The sequence below is a fragment of the Cupriavidus sp. FW305-3-2-15-C-LB2 genome (assembly GCF_058787575.1).
In genome coordinates this window covers 14,184-34,962 of sequence record NZ_JBYSZW010000063.1, presented here as the reverse complement: position 1 = coordinate 34,962, position 20,779 = coordinate 14,184, and the positions used below count along the sequence as shown (strand labels likewise).

Sequence of the window (20,779 nt, the reverse complement as noted above, 5' to 3'; positions counted from 1 at the left end):
CCGGGGGCCCACAACACTGGTGACGGGGGCCAGCGGGCTGGTGGTGCCAGTGCCCGCCGCGGCGCCGGTGACGCCGCCTACCACGCCATTCACCACGCCGCTGACCGCGGTGGTGACCGGTACTGGCGGCGAACCTGTGCCGCCGCCGGTGGCACTGCCAAGGCCGCCAGTGATGGAGCTGACCAGGCTGGTGACAGGCGCCAGCGGCGAACCCGTGCCGCCAGCGCCTGCACCGCCAGTCAGCCCCCCGGCCAGCGCAGTCACCGGTGCCAGTACCGGGCTCAGCGCGCCCAGGCCGCCGCCGCTGGCGGGCCCGTTCGCTGCGCCGCCCAGCGATGCCACGGTCGTGCCGGTGGCGTTCACCACGCCGCCGACGCCCGAGATCACCGGCGTGTTGGTCTGTTGCAGCGTGGTGCCGGCCGTCGCGAGCGCACCGCCCACGGCCGCCAGCAGGCTGGTGGTCGGTGCGCCCAGGCCCGTGGCCGCGCCGAGCGTCTGTGCGGCGCCGGTCAGCTGCGAGGTGATCGGCACGATCAGCTTGCTGGTGGTGGTGGTCACCTGCTCGACCGCGCCGGTCGACAGCACCGTGGTCAGCGTTTCGCCAGTGCCGCTCACCGTTTTGCCCAACTCGTTCACCACCGTGCCCAGCGGCGAGGTCAGCGGCGCCAGTGGCGCGAGCTGGCCGGTGCCAAGGCCACTGACGGCGGTACCGGTGCTGGATAAGGTCTTGCCAAGTTCGGTGACCACGTTGCCGGTGCTGGCTACCGTGGTGCCTACCGGATTATCCGAGTTCGGCATGCTGCCCAGGCCCGATTGCAGGCCCGTGGCCAGTGCCCCGATGGCATCGCCGGCGGAGGCTACGGCGTCGCCCAGGCCGGTTTGTGTCTGGGTCGGCACCAGCGGCAGGTTGCTGCTGCCGAGCTTGTCGCCAAGATCGCTGACCGTCTTGCCGGTACTGTCGAGCACCTTGCCAGTATTGTTGATGACCTCGGCGGTCGGGGTCCGTGCGGTGGGCGTTTCGCCGCCGCCGGTATTGCCGCCATTGTTATCGCCAGTGCCACCCGTGCCGCCGCCCGTGCCACCGGTACCACCGCTGGCCACGTCGGTGCTGCCGCCGGAGCCGCCCATGCCGCCAGTGCCATCGGTACCCGTAGTCTTGGCGCCGCCATTGGTGCCCGCCGTGTCGCTGGTGCCCATGGAGGTCGATCCGCTGCCGCTGGCGCAGCCACCCAGGGCCAGCAAGGTTGCGAGGAGTGCCGTTACGGCGAGTTGTTGTTTGCGCATGTTCTGTTCCCTCATTCCCGTCGTTTAAATCGCTCGGCCGCGCATCGCGTTCGTTTTCTGCGTGCGGCGGTGACGGATATGGCGCAATCGGTATGCCAGCGCTGCGACGCGTCCTGGAGCGGACCCTGCGGAAGTCGGGGGTGGTGCCCGCAAAGCCTTGCCGGGCGCGGATTCCAGGGAAGCGGTGGGACCTGCTTGCGGCGCTGCCGGGGATGGGGTGTCAGGGCGGCTGCGCGTTACGCGTTACGTAACGTGTGTCGTCTGCAGGGAACAAGACAGCCGGAACGGCGGGCTTGCGACGATGGCGATCCAGCCAGGCAAGCGCGCCGTGCCGCGCACTGCCACGGCCTCCCGCCACGGTCATCCGCGCCTCCGTGTTCCCATGTTCCCGGAACACGTTACGTAGCACGTAACACCTCAGGTCCGCGCCGCAACGGCATTTGTGTCCGGCCCGCAGCTACCCCGCATCACCCGGCAATCCGCGCCAGGCAAGGCTTGCAGCGCCGCGGCCGGTTCCGTGCCGGCACCGCTGGCGCCGCTGGCACGCGCCTTGCCATTGGTTGTCCAGACGCGCCGACGATCTCGCGTTCCACGGTCTTGCCGTTCCGCTTCGGAGCGGTCCGCCAGAGGAACAAAGCGGGACACCGGGGAGGCTCGTCGGCAATCCCATGCGGCGCACATAAGACAAGACGGCCGGCAGCACCGTGGCCAACAAGACAGGAGAAGGGCAATGAAAATCAAGCATCCGTCGCAGCATGGCATGACCTCACTGGCCGCGGCCGGCGTGGCCGCCCTTGCGTTGCTGATGGCAGGCTGTTCGTCCAGCGGTGGCGGCAGCGGCGCCAATCCGCGGCCGAACAGCGGCAACACCGACACGCCGGTCAACCCGGCACCGTCCGCATCGAGCGAGACCACGCCCACGGCCAAGGTGACCGAAGGCGCGGGCAATACCGTGGTGGCCACTGGCAATGCCATCAGTGACATCGGCAAGACTATCCAGGAGGCGCCGCTGCCGTTGCTGCCCACCACGGCGCGCGAAAGCGCCGGCGACGTGGTGATCAAGGCCGGCAAGGCGGTTGGCTCGCTCGGTGCCGGCGTGCGCGATGGGCTGGGGCAGATGGGCTCGGTCGACAACCCGGTTGGCGTGACGGTGGCCAGCACCGGCAACGTGGTCCACGACGTGGGCGAGGCGTTGATCAGCGGCGGCGACCTGGTGTCTGGCCTGGGCACCGAGAAGCTGGCACCGCTGGCACCGGTGACCACCCCGGTGGGTGGCCTGGTCAGGCACGTGGGCATCGCGGTGCACGATGGCAGCTACAAGCTGAAAAGCGTGCTGTCCGAAGGCCCGGTCGCGCAGGTCACGAATTCGGTCAGCAAAGTCATCGTGCCGCTGACCAGCAAGGGCACCGACGGCACGCAGACACTGGGAGCGGCCACGCACCTGGGCGAGCCGGCCAACGGCCTGCTCTACAAGGTCGGCAATACGGTGGCTGCAGGCGGCAGCATGATCAGCAACACCCACGCACCGGTGGTCTCGCCGCTGGGCGGCGTGGTGACTGAGGCCGGCAAGACGGTCGCGGCTGCTGGCGCGCTCCTCAACGGCAATGGTCAGGGTGGCGGCAACCCGCTTGGTGGCCTGCTGGGCAACCTGCCGCTGGCCAAGGCTGGTAGCAACGGTGAGGGCGGTTCCGCGGGCGGCGCGCTCGGTCCCGTGACCGCGCTGCTGGCGCCGGTGACCGGACTGGTCGGCGGGCTGAAGCAAGGCGCACACGACAGCCAGGGTGGCAGCGGTGACCACAAGGCGTTGCAGCTGCCGCTGGTGGGTGGCCTGCTGCGCTGAAATGTCTCATCCCGGCTAGGTGTTTTCACGGTGCGCTGTCGCTCATCACCCCGTCGCAGCGCATCTTTTTATTTTGGCTGGCATTGCGGCCGTATGACCGCAATGCCAGGTTGCAGGCCGGTTCCCGGCCGGTCTGCCTGCTCTTTGACAACCTGTGGACCCGGGCGTGCCGGGTCGTTTCAAACGCGCGTCTTAACCCCTTTGGGTCATTGCTATCACCCGTAGGAGGGGTATGGTTGAGACATTCCATGTCTTAAAAAGAAAGCGCAGCAAGCGTGAAAAGTCGATAAAAGAGCGGGCCACAGAGCACCGTGATAATCGAACGGGGGAAGCGTGATCGCGGCAACAGATCACTTCGGGAGTGGAAATCATGAAACGACTCATTGCACGCTTTATTAAGGATGAGCGCGGAGCGACGGCTATCGAATATGGCCTGATCGTCGGGCTTGTTGCTCTGGCGATTGCCGTCGGCGCTGGCAAACTCGGCACCGAGCTTAACGCCAGCTTCGATCGGCTTTCGGTCACGGTTTCGGGATGGTTCAAGTAAAGCCGAAACCATAAGACCGGCGTGATTGCCGCGCTCCTCTGCGCGGCGACCCTCTACACAGACTTCCTCCACCGGCGCGTTCCCAACGCCTTGCTGGCGGCTGCCGTGCTGGCCCTCGGGCTGTCACTGCTCGCCGGACAGGGAATGGAACTGCCGCTAACCACGCGCCTGATCGGCGCCGGGCTGGGCCTTGCGGTCACACTGCCGGTATATGCCCTCGGGCAGATGGCGGCGGGTGACGTCAAGTTCCTGGTCGTGGCGGGGTTGTTCACCGGGCCGCAAGGACTGGTAGTGGCATGGGTCGTCGGCAACCTGCTCGGGCTGGTGCACGCGCTGCTGGCGCTTGCACTGGGCGGTCGCGCGCCGGCTACAAGTCAAGCCATCGATCACCAGGACAGCGGACCTATTCCTACGGCGCAGTTTTCGCGGGCGCGCGGCATTCCATATGCCGCGTACCTGGCCGTGGGCGTGCTGGCCTGGATGGCTGCGGGCCATTAGCCGGACAGGCTAGTGGCAAGCAGGCTGCGCCGCCGGTCGGCGCGAAAGAACACCAAGGGACCTGGGTTTCAGATGTTGTTGCACGCAAGGGTCAACAGGGGGATCAGCCGGCGCCGCCACGGCGCCGGCAGTGCTGCGATCGAGTTTGCGATCGTGGCGCCGGTGCTGCTCGCCATCGTGATCGGCATCGTCTACTACGGTGTGATGCTGGCGCTGCAACAGGTGCTGACGCTGGCCGCCGAAGAAGGCGCGCGCGCTGCGCTGCGCTATCCAGCGGGCGTTTCCGGCTCAGGCCTCGCGGCCACGCAAGGCGCGCGCGTCGATGCAGCGGCTGCGATGGCGCGCGGCACGCTTCCCACATCCATCAGGAATTTGCTGTCCACCGGCAACGTTGCGCAGGCAGTGCCCTGTGCATCCGGCTCCACCGATGTCTGCGTGCAGGTTACGCTGAACCTTCCCACCACCAACATCCTCCCTGCCGTGCCGATGGTCCCGGTCCCTGCAACGCTGTCAGGCTCGGCAATGGTCCAGCTTTCTCCTGATATCTGAGCCGCCATGCCCCAACGCCCCCACGCCATGCCCATCCAAAGGAATCCCGCATGACCAGCAAGCAGATCCGACTCCTGGCGGTGGTGCTGCTTGGCCTGGCGCTGCTGCTTGCGCTGCTGGCGTGGCAAGTGGGCCGCCAGCCGGCACAGGCGCCCGCGGCATCGACATCCGCCAAACCGCTGCACGCAGTGGTGGTGACCACGCAAGCGGTGGAGGCGGGCAAGCCGCTTGCCGCCGAGGCGCTCAAGGTCGAGATGCTCCCGATCGATCCCACCGGCGCCTACAGCGAGGTGGCACGCGTGACCGGGCAGGTGCCGCTGGTGGCGCTTGGCGCCAACGTGCCGGTGCTCGAAAGCCAGTTGCTGGCTGGCCTGGCCACGCAGGTGCGGGAGGGCGAACGCGCGGTGGCCGTGTCAGTCGATGAAGTCATCGGCGTCGGCAACCAGGTGCAGCCGGGCGACTATGTCGATGTCTTCCTGGTGCTGCGCCGCGACCAGCAGGAGATCCCGGAAAGCCAGGCGCGCATGCTGCTGTCGCGCCTGCGCGTGCTGGCCTACGGCGTCGCCTCGGTCAACCGGCCGCAGAACGCCAAGCCGGAACAGATGATGGCGCGACAGGAGGGCGCCAAGACCGCGGTGCTGTCGGTGCCGCTGGAGCAGGTCAGCCGGCTGGCGATGGCGCAGCAGTCCGGGCGCCTGCTGCTGGCGCTGCGCAATCCGCAGGACGAAGCCATGCCCAGCGACGGCATGTTTGCCGAACCCCCGCCCGCGCTGGCCGCGCGCGCCGGCGTTCCCGCCGAAGCGCCGCGCGCGGCCCCCGACAAGGCCATGGCCGGCGTGATGCTGTCCGGCCTGGCCGCCCCCGCCGGCGCCTCTGCCCCGCGCGCGCCGGTGGCAGCGCCGGCGCCGCGGCCGCTGCAGGTTGCCGCGCCGCCCGCGCCAGCCCAGGCGAGACAAAGCGCAGGCGTGGAAGTCATTCGCGCGGGCAAGCGCGAGATCGAATAAGAACGTGGGCGCCGACTTTATGCATATCCAGAAGAAACCAGCCCATTCGACGGCCCTGCGCCGCAGGCTGATGCAACTCGCGCTGGCCGCGATGCTGGCCACTACCGCGTGGTGCGCACTGGCGCCGCGCGCACAGGCGCAGGAAGCCGTGAACGCGCGCCAGTTGCGCCTGCTGGCCGGCGCGCAGAAAGAGATCCGCAGCGCGCAACCGGTGGAACGCGTCGCGGTGGGCAACCCGGCGGTGGCCGACGCGCTGGTGCTGCGCACGCGCGGTGCCCCCAGCGTGCTGCTGGTGGCCAAGCAACCTGGCGTGACCGACGTGATGGTGTGGACGCGCGGCGGCGCCGAGCCGCTGACCTACAACGTGCAGGTCGATGCCATCGCGCCCGATGCCGATGGCGCCAAGCTTGGCTATTCCGCCGCCGGTGCCACCATCACCGGGCAGTCGCCCGATGCCTATGCCGCGGCGCGCGCGCAGGCAGCGGCGCGCGCGGCCACCACCGGCAAGACCGATGGCAAGCCCGGCCTGGTGGTGGATCGCTCTACCGTGCCGCTCTCCGGTACCGTGCAGGTCGACGTCAAGGTGGTGGAGATCAGCAAGACCGTGCTCAAGGAAGTCGGTATCAACTTCTTCCGCAACAACTCCGGCTTTGCCTTCGGCACGTTCTCGCCATCGACGCTGAACAAGTTCACCTTTACGCCCGGCAGCGGCGGCGCACCGGGCAGTTTCAGTGCCGACATCGCGTCGCCGATGAGCAATGCCTTCAACCTGGTGGCCGCGTCGCTGACACACGGTATCTTCGCCAATATCAGCCTGCTGGAGGCCAATGGCCTGGCGCGCGTGCTGGCCGAGCCCAGCCTGGTGGCGCTGTCCGGCCAGAGTGCCAGCTTCCTGGCCGGCGGCGAGATCCCGATCCCGGTGCCGCAGGCGCTGGGCACGACCACGATCCAGTTCAAGCCATTCGGCATCGGGCTGACGGTGTCGCCCACGGTGCTGTCGGCCGACCGCATCGCGCTGAAGGTGGCGCCGGAGGCGAGCGACCTCGACCCCTCGCGCGGCATCTCGATCAATGGCGCGGTGGTGCCCGCCATCGTCACGCGGCGCGCCGACACCACGGTGGAACTGGGTGACGGCGAGAGCTTCGTGATCGGCGGGCTGGTCAGCCGCAACACCGTCAGCAACGTCAACAAGGTCCCGGTGCTGGGCGACCTGCCGGTGATCGGTGCCTTCTTCAAGAACCTGAATTTCCACCAGGAAGACCGTGAGCTGATGATCGTGGTCACGCCGCGCCTGGTGAAGCCGCTGGCCAAGGGCGCGCCGGCGGCGCAAGCCGTTGGTGCCGATGGCCGCACCAACGGCAACCCCAATGTATGGGGCTGGTATGTGCTGGGCGAATACGCGGACCCGACTTTGCCGGGTTTCTCAAAATAGCCGCCGGCCGTGCCGGCAGGCATGGCCAACAGCTTGAGGCGGAGAGATGGATTATTTTCTGTTGCACGCAACGCAGGACGAAGTGAAGGACTGGCTGGGCAAGGTCCTGGGCGGGCTGGGCACGCTGGTGGCCGAAGGCGGCGCGCAGGAAGCCTTTCTCGAGCGCGTGGCCCAGCTGCGCCCGGGGCTGGTGTTCCTGCACTTCTCGACGGAACTGGCCGGCGCGTCGGCGCGGCTGGGCGAGCAGCTGCTGCGGCTCTTCCCGGGCCTGCCGCTGGTCGCGGTGGGCCATGCCGACGAGCCCGGCATCATGCTGGCGGCGCTGCGCGTGGGCGTGAAGGACTTTATCGACCTGCGCGACGCGCCGGCCGATGCCGAGGCCGTGGTCAAGCGCCTGGCCGTGCCGGGCGAGCAGGTGCGCCAGGCCGAGTCGGCGCGCCAGGGCAAGATCGTGGCGCTGCTGGGCGCGCGCCCCGGCGTGGGCGTGACCAGCCTGGCCGTGAACCTGGCCGCGGCGGCACGCCGCCACCTGCCACTGAATGAAAAGACCGACGCGCGCGCCGAAGTGCTGCTGCTGGACCTGGGCCTGCCGGCGCGCGACGGCGCGCTGTACCTGAACCTGAGTCCGGGCTTCCACTTTGTCGAGGCGGTGCGCAACCTGCGCCGCTTCGACCAGGTCTTCGTGCAGACCGCGCTGACACGCCACGGCAACGGCGTATGCGTGCTGCCGCTGCCCGCGGCGCTGGGCGAGCTGCGCGACATCTCCTACTCCGAAGCCATCAGCCTGTTGGAGCGGCTGCGCGCGTTCTTCGACATGCAGATCATCGACCTGGGCGGCTTCGGCAATGCCGAGTTCACCGCGCAGATCGTCAAGGCCGCCGACAGCGTGGTGCTGGTGGCCGACCAGAGCGTGGGCGCGATCGTTTCGGCCGCGGAGCTGGTGCATGAGCTGCGCGCGCGCGAGGTGGAGCGCGACGACCTGCACCTGCTGGTGTCGCGCTTCGATGCGCGCCTGGGCGTGGATGCCGCGCAGATCGCGCACCGCGTGGGTGTGCAGTCGGTGGGCACGCTGCCCGACAGCCGCGCACCGCTGGTGCTGGCCATGAACCGCGGCGCGGTGCTGGCCGACGACGATCCGCACGACCCCTATGTGCGCGCCCTGGCCGACCTGCTGGCACGACTGGGCTACCGCGCGGCGCAGGCCAGGGAAACCAGCCTGCTGGCGCGGATGAAGGACAAACTGCCTGAGGCGCTGCGCGCGGTGCGCGTGGCACGCACTGGAACCTGACATGACGCAAGCGATTGAATTCTCCGACAACGCCCCCGCACCGTTTCCGGTCTCGCAGGAATTCCAGAACATCAAGGAAGCGGCGCACGAGCACCTGCTGACCCGCATCGAAGAGCTCGGCGCAGAGTTCGGCCGCTGGTCGCGTACCGCGATCCAGCGCTTTGTCGACCTGGAACTGGAGAGCTTTACCCGGTTGCGCCGCATCCCCATCAACGAGGCCGAGCTGCGCCAGATTGCCGAGGCGCTGACCAAGGAGCTGGCCGGCTTCGGCCCGATCGAAGACCTGCTCAACGACCCCGCGGTGGAAGACATCCTGGTCAACGGCCACCTTGACGTCTACGTGTCGCGCCACGGCGTGCTGGAGCGCATCCCGGTGCGCTTTACCGACAGCGGCCACCTGCTGCGCATCGTGCGCCGCATCCTGGCGCCGATCGGCAGGCGGCTGGACGAGTCCAACCCGATGGTCGATGCGCGCCTGCCCGACGGCGGCCGCATCAACGTGGTGATCCCGCCGCTGGCGCTGGAGGGTCCAGTGGTGTCGATCCGCAAGTTCCGCAAGGACCCGATGACGCCTGCTGACCTGCAGGGGCTGGGCACCATGAGCCCCGAGATCTGCGACCTGCTGCAGGCCGCGGTGCAGGCGCGCTGCAATATCCTGGTGAGCGGCGGCACCAGCTCGGGCAAGACTTCGCTGCTCAATGCGCTGGCCACCTTCGTGCCGACCACCGAGCGCGTCATCACCATCGAGGACACCGCCGAGCTGGCGCTGAACCACCCGCACGTGGTGCGGCTGGAAAGCCGTCCCGGCGGTTTCGAGGGTACCGGCGTGGTGTCGATCCGCGACCTGCTGCGCAACAGCCTGCGCATGCGCCCGGACCGCATCATCGTGGGTGAAGTGCGCGGCGGCGAGGTGCTGGAGATGCTCCAGGCGATGAGCACCGGCCACGATGGTTCGATGGGCACCATCCACGCCAGCAGCCCGCGCGAATGCCTGTACCGGCTGGAGATGCTGGCCGGCTTTGCCGGCTTCCAGGGCAGCGAGGCGAGCCTGCGCCGGCAGATCGCCAACGCCATCGACTTTATCGTGCAGATCGCGCGGCTTTCCAACGGCAAGCGCCGCATCGTCTCGATCACCGAGATCACCGGGCTGGGCGACAACATCATTTCCACCCAGGAGCTGTACCGTCACGAGCCCTACGTGAACCCGGACGGTACCGAGACCGACCGCTGGCTCTCGCTCGGCCTGCTGCCGCACTCGCCCAAGCTGGCACGCATGCGCGGACCGGGCTTCATGCTGGACGACCGCTTCGATGTCTAGCGCCACGCTGCTGCTCGCCGCCACGGCCCTGGTCATCACCGGCCTGGGCCTGCTGCTGCTGGCCAGCGCGCAGGCGCGTGCGCGCCGCGAGCAGCAGCAGGCCTTCCTGCAGGCGCAGACCGAGCAGGTGCGCCTGCGCTATGCGCAGGCGCCGGATCCGGCGCTGCAACTGCCCGCACGCGACCTGCGCCGCCGCTGGGACGACTTCCTGCGGCGTGCCGACCTGGCGCCGACGCGCCGTACCGCCATCGTCTGGATCACGCCGGTGGTGCTGTGCACGCTGGCCGGCGCGGTGGCGGGGCAATGGCTGGGCGCGGTGTCGGCCCTGGTCGTGGCGCTGGCCGTGGCGGCGTTCGCGGCCTGGAACCGCGTGCGCCGCCTGCACAAGAAGCTGTTGTCGCAACTGCCCGGGTTCCTGGACGGCGTGGTGCGGCTGATGACCATCGGCAGCAGCGTGCCGGCGGCGTTCCAGAATTCGATCGCCAATACCGAGGCGCCGCTGCGCCAATGCCTGGTGCAGGCCGTGCACCTGCAGCGCGCCGGCAAGGAGCTGGACCAGGCGGTGCTGCAGGTCGGGCGCGTGTACAAGGTCGAGGAACTGGTGCTGGTGGCTTCCGTGCTGCGCCTGTCGGTGCGCTACGGCGGCCGCGCCGATGTGGTGATGGAGCGCACCGCCGCCTTTATGCGCGACCGCGAACAGGCCCAGCGCGAGCTGATGGCGCTGTCGGCCGAGACCCGGCTGTCGGCGTGGATCCTGGGGCTGCTGCCGCTGGTGGTGGCCGGCGGCCTGTTCATGCTGAACGCGGGCTACATCTTGATGATGTGGAAGGATCCCACCGGCAAGACGATGCTGCTGTCGGCCCTGGCGCTGGAAATTGCCGGGGCCTTCATGCTGTACCGGCTGGCCAAGTCGATCTGAGCGGCATGCCAGCACGCAGACAAGAGCCAACATGGACCGCCTGACACTGATTTCGCTCAGCCTGCTGGCCGCCGCCTGCGGCGTGGGCGTACTGACGCTGCCGCTGTTGCGCGACTGGCGCCAGCGCCGGCTGTCGGCGCGCACCATCGACGGCGCGCTGGCGCGGCAGCGCGCGGCAGAAGCCGCCCAGGCCGCCCACGCCGCAGTCCCCGCCGCGTCGGGCACCCAGGCTGCGGCAAAGGCCGGTGCCGCCGCGCCGCAGGGCAGGGGCGGGGCGGCTACCGCAATCGGGGCACAACTGGGCGCGCGCGTGGGCGAGCGCATCAATGCCCACTGGCTGGATTCGCGCCTCGGGCGCGCGGTGGTGACGCCGGAAGACCAGCAGTTGCTGGAGCAATGTGGATGGTACGGGCCGCAGTCGCGCATGCTGTTTGGCGTGCTGCGGCTGGGGTTGCCGTCGGCCCTGGCGCTCGCCGCCATGCTCTGGCACGTGGGCGCGGGCGCCTTTGCCATCGTCGCGTGGGGCTTCGGCACGTTTGCGCTGGCCTACCTGGCCCCCAAGTGGCACCTGCGCCGCCGTGCCGCGGCGCGCCTGCGCATGGTCGATGACGAGCTGCCGGTGCTGATCGACATGCTGCGCCTGCTGCAGGGCGTGGGCCTGTCGATCGACCAGAGCCTGCAGGTGATCGTGGCCGAGTTCGGCAGCATGCTGCGCGTGCTGGGGCCGGAGCTGGCACGCGCGAACCAGCAGTTTGCCTCGGGACGCTCGCGCGAACAGACGCTCTTGCGCATCGGCCGGCTGTTCGACAGTGAAGACCTGAAGAGCCTGATCACGCTGCTGACGCAGGTGGACAAGCACGGCGGCGCGGTGCAGGAGCCGCTGCGCCAGTTCGGCCTGCGCATGCAGGAGGCGCGCAAATCGCGCTTGAAGGATGAGATCGGCCGGCTCACGGTCAAGATGACCGCGGTGATGGTGGTGAGCCTGCTGCCGGTGCTGCTGATCCTGACCGCGGGCCCCGGCTTCCTCGGGGTGATTCGCATGCTGGCACATATGGGAGGGACGCGATGACGCGCTCAGTCGGTCCGGCGCTGGGCCGGATCTCGAAAACGGCGGCGTGCCTGCTGCTGGCGGCGCTGTCTGGCTGCGCCGCCAATCAGAACGGGGCCGCGGCCATGCATGACCAGGCCGAGGCGCAGGTGGAACTGGCCAAGCTGCGCGACAAGACCGCGCGCGCCGAATACAGCGAGCAGGCGGTCTACCTGGGCCTGATCCGCAAGATGCAGCAGGACGGGCTTTACTTCGCCTCGCTGGCGCATATCGAGGTCTACGTGAAGCGCTTCGGCGCCGGCCCGGAGATCCAGGCGATGCGCGCCGATGCGCTGCGCGAGACCGGGCAGGACAAGGCCGCCACCGATGCTTACCAGCAACTTGCAGCGACGTCGCAAGGCGAGCAGGCCGCGCATGCGCACCACGGGCTCGGCCTGCTGGCGGGGCGCCAGGATGACTTTGCGCGCGCCGTTACAGAGCTGCGCCAGGCCGCCGCGCTCGACCCCGTCAATCCGCGCATCTCCGGCGACCTGGGCTACGCGCTGATGCGCGCCGGCGCGCTGCAGGACGCGCGCGTGCCGGTGATGCAGGCGCTGGAACTGGACGCGCGCAATCCGCGTGTGATCAGCAACGCCGTGGTGTGGCTGATCGCCGACGGCAAGCGCGCGCAGGCCAACGCCATGATGCAAAAGGCCGCGCTGCCCGAAGCCACGCGCAGCGCCATCCGCAAGGAAGCCGACCGCATCGCCCGCGCCACCGCGGCGCGCGACCGCGCAGCGGCCCGTCCTGCGCCGGCAGCGCGGGCGCCATCGAAACCCGCCACCACCGCACCGGCCACCTCGGTGGCGGCCGTGGCCGCAACCGCAGGGGCTACCCCATGACCGCCATGTTCCGCATTGCCATCCCCGCGCTCTGCCTGCTGATGCTGGCGCCCGCCGCGCAGGCGCAGACCGACCGTGCCACGACCGAGGCCGCCGCCACCGGCATGCCGGCAGGCAGCCCGGCGCAACGCGAGATCGGTGCCGACACGCGCGCCATCCTTGCCATCCAGCGCGAAGGCACGCAGGCTGGCCCCATGCTGCCGATGCACGGCGAGCAGGCCGCGCTGGGCTATGAGCGCTACCTGAACAGCTTCCGCTTCGCGCTGCCGGAGTTCTACACGGGGCAGGCCAACGCCAGCACCGCGCGCGCCGGCTCCGCCGGCCAGATGCTGGGCGGCAAATGAGCTTGCGCCAGCCGCGGCCGCGCCGGGCACCTCGATCCGCACGCGGCGCCATCAGTGTGATGGCGGCGCTGCTGATCGCCACCGTGGCGATCGCCGCGCTGGTGTCGATCGACGTGGGGCATGTGTTCATGCGCCAGCGGCAGTTGCAGAACGTGGTGGACCTGGCCGCGATGTCGGCGGCACAGCAGCTCAAGCGAGCTGATAGCGCGGCGAATCTGAACGCCGCTGTGCTGGGTACGGTCAGGAATATCGGTGCGAAGAACGGGTATCCGTCGGGCATTGCAATGGGTTGCGGCGATGCCACCGGTGGCGGCGCGGATGCCATGACTGCCTGTCTTGGCGTGTGGGATCCGGCGAGCGGCGGGCCGAAGCATTTCAGCGCTACGTATGAAGCAACCAAGGTCTCGCCCAATGCCGTGCGCGTGCAGGCAACGCAGACCGTGCCAATCCTGTTCGTGATCGACGGCGGCAGCGGCCGGCAGCTGTTTGCTGAAGCGATTGCCAGCGGCAGTCCGCCGGTGGCGGCGTTTTCGCTGGGTACTGGGTTGCTGGACGTCTCCACCGCCAACAGCATGCTGAGTGTGTTGCTGGGCAATACGGTGAGCTTGTCGTTGGTGGACTGGCAGGGACTGGTCAATACCACCGTGACGCTGGACCAGTTGCGGCTCAAAGCGGGTGTCGGCACGGTGGACCAGCTGTTGAACACTTCGTTGAACCTGCGTGATTTCTATGCGCTGGTGCTTGGCGCCGCTGGCCGCGACGCGCTGCTGACGACGATGCTGGGCAGCCCGCCAACCGCGCTCGGGGCCAGCGGGGCGGCGGCTACGGTGTCACTGGCCAGGCTGCTTGATCTTGGTTTGATGGCGCCTGCGGCATCGTCGGCGGTGGAGGTGGGCCTGAACGTGGCGCAGTTGCTGCTCGCCTCCGCGCAGGTGGCGCGAGGGGATACGTCAGTTGCCCTGCCACTGAACATACCCAATCTCCCGCTTGGCCTGGGGGGCATCAGCGCCAACCTGCGCGTGATCGAGCCGCCGGTGACGGCGGCAGGTCCGGCGCGACAGCTCTCCAGCAACCCGGACGCCTGGCAAACGACCGCAAGCTCATCCCAGGTAAAACTGACCCTGATGCTCCAGATCACCTCAAATATCCTGAAACCGGTACTGGACGCCAACTTGAACGTGCCGCTCTATCTCGATGTGGCCAACGCCACCGCCGACCTGACCAAGCTGCAATGCGCGGCAAATCCTGGGGACCGCCGTGCCACGATGCACGTCAGAAGTGGTCTCGTCACGGCGTGCCTCACCGATGGCTGCACGGGTAGCGATGTGGTGCTCGGCCAGGCTAAGCTGGGGCTGTTCGACATTGCGGACGTGATTGCCACGGACGTCCCACGCTATGGCAGCACGGCTGGCCAGGAGGTCACGCTGGCACCGGGCGGGCATGCGCAAGTTGGTACCGCCGATCCGTTTGGCGGGTTGTTCTCGCAAGTGCTGGCCCTGAAGGTGCGGACCAGGCTGCTGGGCATCCTTAGTGTGCCCATTGATCTCGGCCCGCTACTCGCGCCGGTCGGGGCAGCGCTCGACGCATTGATCCCGCCGCTGCTCGCCAGCCTCGGCATCCAGCTAGGCACCGCCGACCTCTGGGTCCACAGCATCGACTGCAACAATGCCGAACTGGTGTACTGAGCCATGATTGCGCCAAACCGCCTGATGGCAGAAATCGAATGAAGACAGACCGCTGGGCCTACGAAAACCTTGAAGTCTACGTGTGGGAAGGCAAGTACGAGATCGCCGACCGCGTCACGCGTTTCCTGGCGCCGCTGGGCGTGGACGTGATCCGCGCCGGCGCACTCGAAGCCTTGCCTGCCGAGCCGCGCCTGAAGCCCTGCATCGCGGTGATCAGCGTGTCGGTGATCGGCGCGGCGCGCTTTTCGCTGGACTGGGAGGCCGCGCACGGCATGCCGGTGATCTGGGTGGCAGGCCCCGGCCGCGAGGCCGATCCCGGGCGCTTTCCGCCGGAGTACGCGCATATTCTTGCCGATGACTTCACCGGCGCCGACCTGCGCAGTCAGATCGGCAAGCTGCTGCCGCAACTGCTGGCCACGGACGCGCCCGGCGAGCGTGAGGCCGATCTGGTGGCCGGCTCGCCGGCGATGCGCCAGTTGCTGCAGCATGTGGAAACCTTCGCCGACTTCGGCAGCAACGTGATGCTGTATGGCGAAACCGGCGCGGGCAAGGAACGCATCGCGCGCCTGTTCCATGAGCGCAATGGCACCTACGGAAAGGGGCCGTTCGTCGCGGTCAACTGCGGTGCGATCCCTGACGGCTTGTTCGAGTCGCAGTTCTTCGGCCATGCCAAGGGCGCGTTCACCGGCGCCTCGTTCGCGCACCGTGGCTATTTCGAGCAGGCCAACGGCGGCACGCTGTTTCTCGATGAAATCGGCGACCTGCCGCTGTTCCAGCAGGTCAAGCTGCTGCGCGTGCTGGAAGAGAACGTGATCACCCGGCTGGGATCGACCCTGGCGGTCAAGCTGGATTTCCGGCTGGTGGCGGCGACCAACAAGGACCTGCGCGACGCGGTGCGACAGGGGCGTTTCCGAGCCGACCTGTTCTTCCGCCTGGCGGTGATCGAGATGCGCATCCCCAGCCTGGAAGAGCGTGGCCAGGCCGACAAGGTGGCACTGCTGCAGTCCTTCCTGCGCCATATGCTGGGGGAATCCGGCTTCGACGCGCTGCCGCCGATGCCTGACTGGCTCAAGGGCGCGGTTGGCACCGCCTATTTCACCGGCAATGTGCGCGAGCTGCGCAACCTGGCCGAGCGTGTGGGCATCACCGTGCAGCAGACCGGGCACTGGGACGAAGAGCGCATCCGGCCGCTGTTCCGCTCGCTGCATCCGGGTGCGTTCGATGGCGGCGAGCGCAACGACCTGCGTGCCGATACGGAAGAGCGCCGCCGCATCCTGGCCGCGCTCGATGCCAATGGCTGGCGGCGGCAGGACACGGCGGCAAGCCTGGGCATCAGCCGCAAGGTGCTGTGGGAAAAGATGCGCAAGTACCAGATCGCCGACAGCGAGGCCGAGCCGGTCTGACTGCACGGCTCAGAACACGCGCATCAGGACACGCCTCAGGGCAGGCGGATCTCCTTCACGCCGAAGTGCGATTCGCCGATCAGCTCCTTGTCGTATTCGCCGACCAGTTCCACCGTGGTCTGCGCATCCACCGGCTTCTGTGCCGGCCAGAGCTTGGCCTTGATCTTCACCTTCATCTGGCCGGTGCCGTCCGAGAACAGGTAGCGCTCGTCGCCGACGCTGCTGATGATCTTGCCGCGCAGCACGGCCTGCTGGTCGTCCTTGCCATCTGCCTGCAGCGCCTTAACGGTCATCACCGGGACGGCCGACGGGCCGGTGTACTGGGCGCTGGCGCCGGCGGCGGCCAGTCCCAGCACAAGGGTCAGGGCAGTGGCGGTCAGGATGCGTTTCATGTGCGTTCTCCGTAAATTTCAAATTTGGGGCGACTGCATGCATGATGCGCGCGCCCGCCTGAACCGTTGCTGAACGGGCAGTCAGGTCGCAACGCATTATGATGCGGGTTTCGCCTTTGCATCTATCGGATCCCGGATTGCGTTTCCTTCACACCGCCGACTGGCATCTCGGCCGGCTCTTCCATGCGCGCAGCCTGCTGGAAGACCAGGCCCATATCCTCGACCAGTTTGTCGAACTGGTCCGCACCGAACGCCCCGATGCCGTGCTGATCGCCGGCGACGTCTACGACCGCGCCGTGCCGCCGCCTGAAGCAGTGGCCTTGCTCGACGACGTGCTGGGCCGCATCGTCATCGACACCGGAGTGCCGGTGGTGATGATCGCCGGCAACCATGACAGCGCGCAGCGGCTGGAATTCGGCGCGCGGCTGATGCGGGCGCAGGGCCTGCACGTGGCCGGCCGCACGCTGGCCGAGGCGGCCTGCGTGACGCTGCACGACACCCACGGCGAGGTGCGCATCTACGCGCTGCCGTACGCGGAACCGGCGGTGGTGCGCGATGCCATGGGCACCGACCTGCCATCGCATGAAGCCGCGCTGCGCGCGCAGCTCGATGCCATCCGCGCGGTGCATCCGCCGGGCGTGCGTGCCGTGGTGGTGGGCCATGCCTTCGTGGTGGGCGGCGCGGCAAGCGAATCGGAACGGCCGCTGTCGGTGGGCGGCAGCGGCGCGGTGGCTGCGGACCTGTTCGCCGGCTTTGACCTGGTGGCGCTGGGCCACCTGCACCGGCCCCAGACGCTGGGCGCCGGGCGCGTTCACTATGCGGGCTCGCTGCTGAAGTATTCGCTGTCAGAGTGCGCGCACGACAAGTCGGTGTCGCGCATCGAACTGGGCGCGGACGGGGCGGTCGCCATCACGCCGGTGCCGCTGCAGGCGCTGCGCGATGTGCGCGTGGTCGAAGGCGAACTGGCCGCGGTGCTGGCGGCGGGTGTCGATGATCCGCAACGCGATGACTACATCCACGCGCGGCTCACCGATACGGGCGCGCTGCTGGACCCGATGGCCAGGCTGCGGCAGGTCTATCCCAATGCGCTCGCGATCGAACGCACGGTGCTGGCGCGCACCGGCACGGCTTCGGAGGCCGGGCGCAAGTTGCGGCAACTGGGTACCGGCGAACTCTTTGCCAACTTCTTCCGCGAAGTGGCGGATGCCGAGCTGGAACCGGACCAGCGTGCCGTGCTCGACCAGGTGCTGACCGGGATCGCCGCCGCGGACAGGGAGTCGGCATGAGACCGCTGCATTTGACGCTGCAGGCCTTCGGTCCCTTTGCCGCGACCGAGCAGGTCGATTTCACGCGGCTGGGCGAGCAGGCCTTTGTGCTGATCCACGGCCCGACCGGCGCGGGCAAGACCACGCTGCTCGACGCGATCTGCTTTGCGCTGTACGGCGATACCTCCGGCGGCGAGCGCAGTGCGCAGGCCATGCGCAGCGCCAACGCCGCGCCCGCGCTGCGCACCGAGGTGACGCTGGAGTTCAGCCTGGGCGCGCAGCGCTGGCGCGTGGTGCGCTCGCCGGTACAGGAGCGGCCCAAGCAGCGCGGCGAGGGCTGGGTGACCGAGCCGGCCAAGGCCCAGCTGGACCTGCATGACGGCAACGACTGGATCAGCAAGGCCAGCCAGCCCGCCAGGGTCAGCGACGCCGTGCGCGACTTGCTGGGTTTCGACAGTGCCCAGTTCCGCCAGGTGATCGTGCTGCCGCAGGGGCGCTTCCGTGAATTGCTGACCGCCAGTTCGCAGGCGCGCCAGGCCATTCTGGAGCGCCTGTTCCGCACCGAGTTGTACCGGCGCGTGGAAGAGCTGCTGAAGGCCGAGGCCGCCGGCATCCGCCGCGATGCCGAGCGCATCACTATCCAGCGCGACGAAGCGCTGCGCCAGGTTGGGGTGGAATCGGCGCAGGCGCTGGCAGAGGGAATCGAGGCCTTGCAGGCCGAGTTGCAGGCGCTGCAGGGGCAGGAACAGGGCGCGCGGGCCACGCTGGCCGCAGCGCAGGCGGCGCTGGGTGCCGGCGAGCAGGTGGCGGCGCGGTTGCGGGAACGCCAGCAGGCGCAGGCCGCGCACGCGGCGCTGCTGGCGCGCCAGCCAGCCATGGAGCATGAGCGCGCGCGCCTGCACGCCGCCCAGCGCGCCGCGCGTGTCAGGCCGGCACTGCAGGCGTGGCAAGCCGCGCAGCGCGACCAGGCCGCCAGCGCCGTTGCCTTGACGCAGTCTGGCGAGCAGGCGGCGCGCGCCGCGCAACAGGCCACGCAGGCGGCTGCCGCCTTGCAGGCCGAAAAGGCACGCGCTGAAGCGCGCCAGTCCGCGCAGAGGCGGGTTTCGCAGCTGGCAGACATGCTGCCGCGCGCGCAGCAGCTGGGTGCGCAGCTGGCCGCGCTGCAGGCGGCCGAAGCCAGGCAGGTGGCAGCCGCCACCGCGCGCGAACGCGCCGCCGCACAGCTTGCCACGCGGCAAGCCGATGCCGTTGGCGCGGAGTCCGCGCTGGCGCAAGGCCAGCTTGCTGCCGCGCAGGCACAGGCCACGGCGTTGCAGCTGGCCGCGTTGCAGGAACGCGCGCGGCAGCTTGACCGTCATCAGCAAGCTGTCCGGGCACTGGATGCCGCGAACGCACAGGCGGCCAATGCCGCCGCTGCCGAACAGCAAGCCCTGCGCCAGCGCGAGCAGTGCCGCGCCGCGCTGGCCGAAGCGGAAGCCGCCTGGCGCGCCGGGCAGGCCGCGCGGCTGGCCGCAAGCCTGGCAGCGGGCGATGCCTGCCCGGTCTGCGGCAGCACCGCGCACCCGGCACCGGCGCAGCACGTGGCGGCGCCGCTGTCGGACCAGGCGCTGGAGCAGGCCCGCCACGCCGCGCTCGAGGCTGAATCCCATGCGGTGCGCTGCACCGGCCAGCACCAGGCGGCACAAGCTGCCATTGCCCAGGCGCGCGAGCGGCTGGACGAACTGGCGCAGGCGCTGGGCGAGGTCGGCGACGAGTCCGCCCGCAAGCTGAAAGCCGAGATCACGGGACTGGAAGCGGCACTGGCCGAAGGCCGGCAAGCGGCGGCAAGCCTTGCGCAACGCGAAGCCGCCATCGTCAGCTGCCGCACCGCGCTCGCAGCGGCGGACGCCGCCAGCCGCGATGCCACGGCCGGCGCCGAGGCCGCTGCCCAGGCGCTGGCCCACTGCCGTGGCGAATGGCAGGCCAACAGTGCGCAGGTTCCCGAGGATTCACGCGACCCCGTGGCGCTGGGCGAGGCCCTGCGGCAGGCGCAGGCTATGCTCGCCGCCTTGGAACAGGCACTGGCCGCTGCGCAGGCGGCCGAGCGCCAGGCTGCGGCGGACGCGGCCGGGGCACAGGCTGGACTGGTCTCGGCACAGCAGGCACAGGCCCAGGCGTCTAACCGCCTGGCCGAGGCCGAATCCGTGCTTGCAAAGGCGCTCGCGCAGCAAGGCTTTGCCGATGTGCCGGCCCACGCGGCCGCCTGTCTTGGCGACGATGCCATGCAGGCGCTCGACGCGACGCTGCGCGCGTTCGATACCCAGCTGGCCACAGCCGCCGACTGGCGCGAACGCGCCGAGGCCGCCGCGCAAGCGCTGGACGCACCGGATCTGGACGGCCTGCGCGCAGCGCGCGATGCGTCGGCCGCCGCGGTGGAAGCCCTGGTCCGGCAACAGGCCGAGCGCGGCCGTTCGCGCGACACGCTGCTGCAGTGCCAGCTGCGCCTGCAGCAGCTGGACGCGCAGGGGCGCGACATCGAGGCACGCTACGCGGTGCTGGGCCGGCTGGCCGAAGTCGCCAACGGCAACAACCCGCGCCGCATGACCTTCCAGCGCTTCGTGCTGGCCACGCTGCTCGATGAGGTGCTGGAAGCCGCGTCGGCGCGTTTGCTGGCGATGAGCCGCGGCCGCTATGTGCTGCAGCGCGTGCGCGAGCAGGCAGACCAGCGCAGTGCGGGCGGACTGGATATCGAAGTGTTCGACCACGATACCGGCGCGGCGCGTCCGGCCAATACGCTGTCAGGCGGCGAGGGCTTCCTCGCGTCGTTGTCGCTGGCGCTGGGGCTGGCCGACGTGGTGCAGTCGCGCGCCGGCGGCATCCAGCTTGATACGCTGTTTGTCGACGAAGGCTTTGGCACGCTCGATCCCGAGAGCCTGGACTTTGCCATCCGTACGCTGCTGGACCTGCAGCAGGCAGGGCGGCTGGTTGGGATCATTTCGCACGTCACCGAATTGCGTGAGCGCATCGACGTGCGGTTGGAGGTGCGCCCTGGGGTTGGCGGCAGCCGGGTACTGTTGACGGGCGTGGCGACCCTCGCGTAATG

Annotated in this window: 17 protein-coding genes and 1 pseudogene; 16 read left to right on the top strand and 2 right to left on the bottom strand. The window is 69.1% G+C overall.

What is annotated here, in order from left to right:
* A pseudogene (locus AC3WRR_RS31410) lies at positions 1-1,284 on the bottom strand (collagen-like triple helix repeat-containing protein); the annotation flags it as partial.
* A 730-nt stretch (positions 1,285-2,014) separates the two neighbouring features.
* On the opposite strand from AC3WRR_RS31410, the gene AC3WRR_RS31405 reads away from it, so the two are divergent.
* From AC3WRR_RS31405 to AC3WRR_RS31340, 14 genes are all read left to right on the top strand, one after another.
* Positions 2,015-3,124, top strand: coding sequence for a collagen-like triple helix repeat-containing protein (locus AC3WRR_RS31405; protein ID WP_011616396.1), 1,110 nt, complete (start codon positions 2,015-2,017; stop codon positions 3,122-3,124).
* 370 nt (positions 3,125-3,494) lie between these two features.
* Positions 3,495-3,671, top strand: coding sequence for a Flp family type IVb pilin (locus tag AC3WRR_RS31400; protein ID WP_010809813.1), 177 nt, complete (start codon positions 3,495-3,497; stop codon positions 3,669-3,671).
* 21 nt (positions 3,672-3,692) lie between these two features.
* Positions 3,693-4,169: a prepilin peptidase gene (locus AC3WRR_RS31395; protein ID WP_492299081.1), complete on the top strand. Its 477-nt coding sequence runs from the start codon at positions 3,693-3,695 to the stop codon at positions 4,167-4,169.
* 72 nt (positions 4,170-4,241) lie between these two features.
* Positions 4,242-4,718: a TadE/TadG family type IV pilus assembly protein gene (locus AC3WRR_RS31390; protein WP_492299079.1), complete on the top strand. Its 477-nt coding sequence runs from the start codon at positions 4,242-4,244 to the stop codon at positions 4,716-4,718.
* A gap of 50 nt (positions 4,719-4,768) precedes the next feature.
* Entirely contained in the window at positions 4,769-5,722 is a 954-nt protein-coding gene (cpaB, locus tag AC3WRR_RS31385) for a Flp pilus assembly protein CpaB (RefSeq protein ID WP_011616398.1), read from the top strand.
* A gap of 19 nt (positions 5,723-5,741) precedes the next feature.
* On the top strand, positions 5,742-7,154 hold the full coding sequence (locus tag AC3WRR_RS31380; RefSeq protein WP_011616399.1) for a type II and III secretion system protein family protein: 1,413 nt from the start codon (positions 5,742-5,744) through the stop codon (positions 7,152-7,154).
* A 46-nt stretch (positions 7,155-7,200) separates the two neighbouring features.
* Positions 7,201-8,442 carry a CpaE/TadZ family protein gene (locus AC3WRR_RS31375; RefSeq protein WP_010809818.1) on the top strand — a complete coding sequence of 414 codons (1,242 nt, stop codon included), beginning with the start codon at positions 7,201-7,203 and terminating at the stop codon, positions 8,440-8,442.
* A 1-nt stretch (position 8,443) separates the two neighbouring features.
* Positions 8,444-9,760: a TadA family conjugal transfer-associated ATPase gene (locus AC3WRR_RS31370; RefSeq protein WP_010809819.1), complete on the top strand. Its 1,317-nt coding sequence runs from the start codon at positions 8,444-8,446 to the stop codon at positions 9,758-9,760.
* Positions 9,753-10,679, top strand: a complete 927-nt coding sequence (locus AC3WRR_RS31365; protein ID WP_492299077.1) for a type II secretion system F family protein — start codon at positions 9,753-9,755, stop codon at positions 10,677-10,679. Before AC3WRR_RS31370 ends, AC3WRR_RS31365 begins: the two co-directional genes overlap by 8 nt.
* 31 nt (positions 10,680-10,710) lie before the next feature.
* Positions 10,711-11,748: a type II secretion system F family protein gene (locus tag AC3WRR_RS31360; protein WP_011616401.1), complete on the top strand. Its 1,038-nt coding sequence runs from the start codon at positions 10,711-10,713 to the stop codon at positions 11,746-11,748.
* The gene (locus AC3WRR_RS31355) at positions 11,745-12,608 is read left to right on the top strand and encodes a tetratricopeptide repeat protein (protein ID WP_010809822.1); all 864 of its coding nucleotides are present in this window, start codon (positions 11,745-11,747) and stop codon (positions 12,606-12,608) included. Before AC3WRR_RS31360 ends, AC3WRR_RS31355 begins: the two co-directional genes overlap by 4 nt.
* Positions 12,605-12,952: a DUF3613 domain-containing protein gene (locus tag AC3WRR_RS31350; protein WP_011616403.1), complete on the top strand. Its 348-nt coding sequence runs from the start codon at positions 12,605-12,607 to the stop codon at positions 12,950-12,952. The genes AC3WRR_RS31355 and AC3WRR_RS31350 overlap by 4 nt, the downstream gene beginning before the upstream one ends.
* A complete protein-coding gene (locus AC3WRR_RS31345; protein WP_492299075.1) occupies positions 12,949-14,637 on the top strand; it encodes a TadG family pilus assembly protein in 1,689 nt (562 codons plus the stop codon). Before AC3WRR_RS31350 ends, AC3WRR_RS31345 begins: the two co-directional genes overlap by 4 nt.
* 38 nt (positions 14,638-14,675) lie before the next feature.
* Entirely contained in the window at positions 14,676-16,040 is a 1,365-nt protein-coding gene (locus AC3WRR_RS31340; protein WP_011616405.1) for a sigma 54-interacting transcriptional regulator, read from the top strand.
* A gap of 35 nt (positions 16,041-16,075) precedes the next feature.
* Here AC3WRR_RS31340 and AC3WRR_RS31335 read toward each other — a convergent pair whose 3' ends face one another.
* Entirely contained in the window at positions 16,076-16,432 is a 357-nt protein-coding gene (locus tag AC3WRR_RS31335; protein ID WP_492299073.1) for a YgiW/YdeI family stress tolerance OB fold protein, read from the bottom strand.
* Between the two features lie 137 nt (positions 16,433-16,569).
* Between AC3WRR_RS31335 and AC3WRR_RS31330 the strand changes: the two genes are divergently transcribed.
* Both AC3WRR_RS31330 and AC3WRR_RS31325 read left to right on the top strand, forming a co-directional pair.
* The gene (locus AC3WRR_RS31330; RefSeq protein ID WP_454750007.1) at positions 16,570-17,718 is read left to right on the top strand and encodes an exonuclease SbcCD subunit D; all 1,149 of its coding nucleotides are present in this window, start codon (positions 16,570-16,572) and stop codon (positions 17,716-17,718) included.
* Positions 17,715-20,777 (top strand): AAA family ATPase, encoded by a 3,063-nt coding sequence (locus AC3WRR_RS31325; protein ID WP_492299071.1) that lies wholly within the window; start codon positions 17,715-17,717, stop codon positions 20,775-20,777. The genes AC3WRR_RS31330 and AC3WRR_RS31325 overlap by 4 nt, the downstream gene beginning before the upstream one ends.
* The last annotated feature ends 2 nt before the right edge of the window (positions 20,778-20,779 follow it).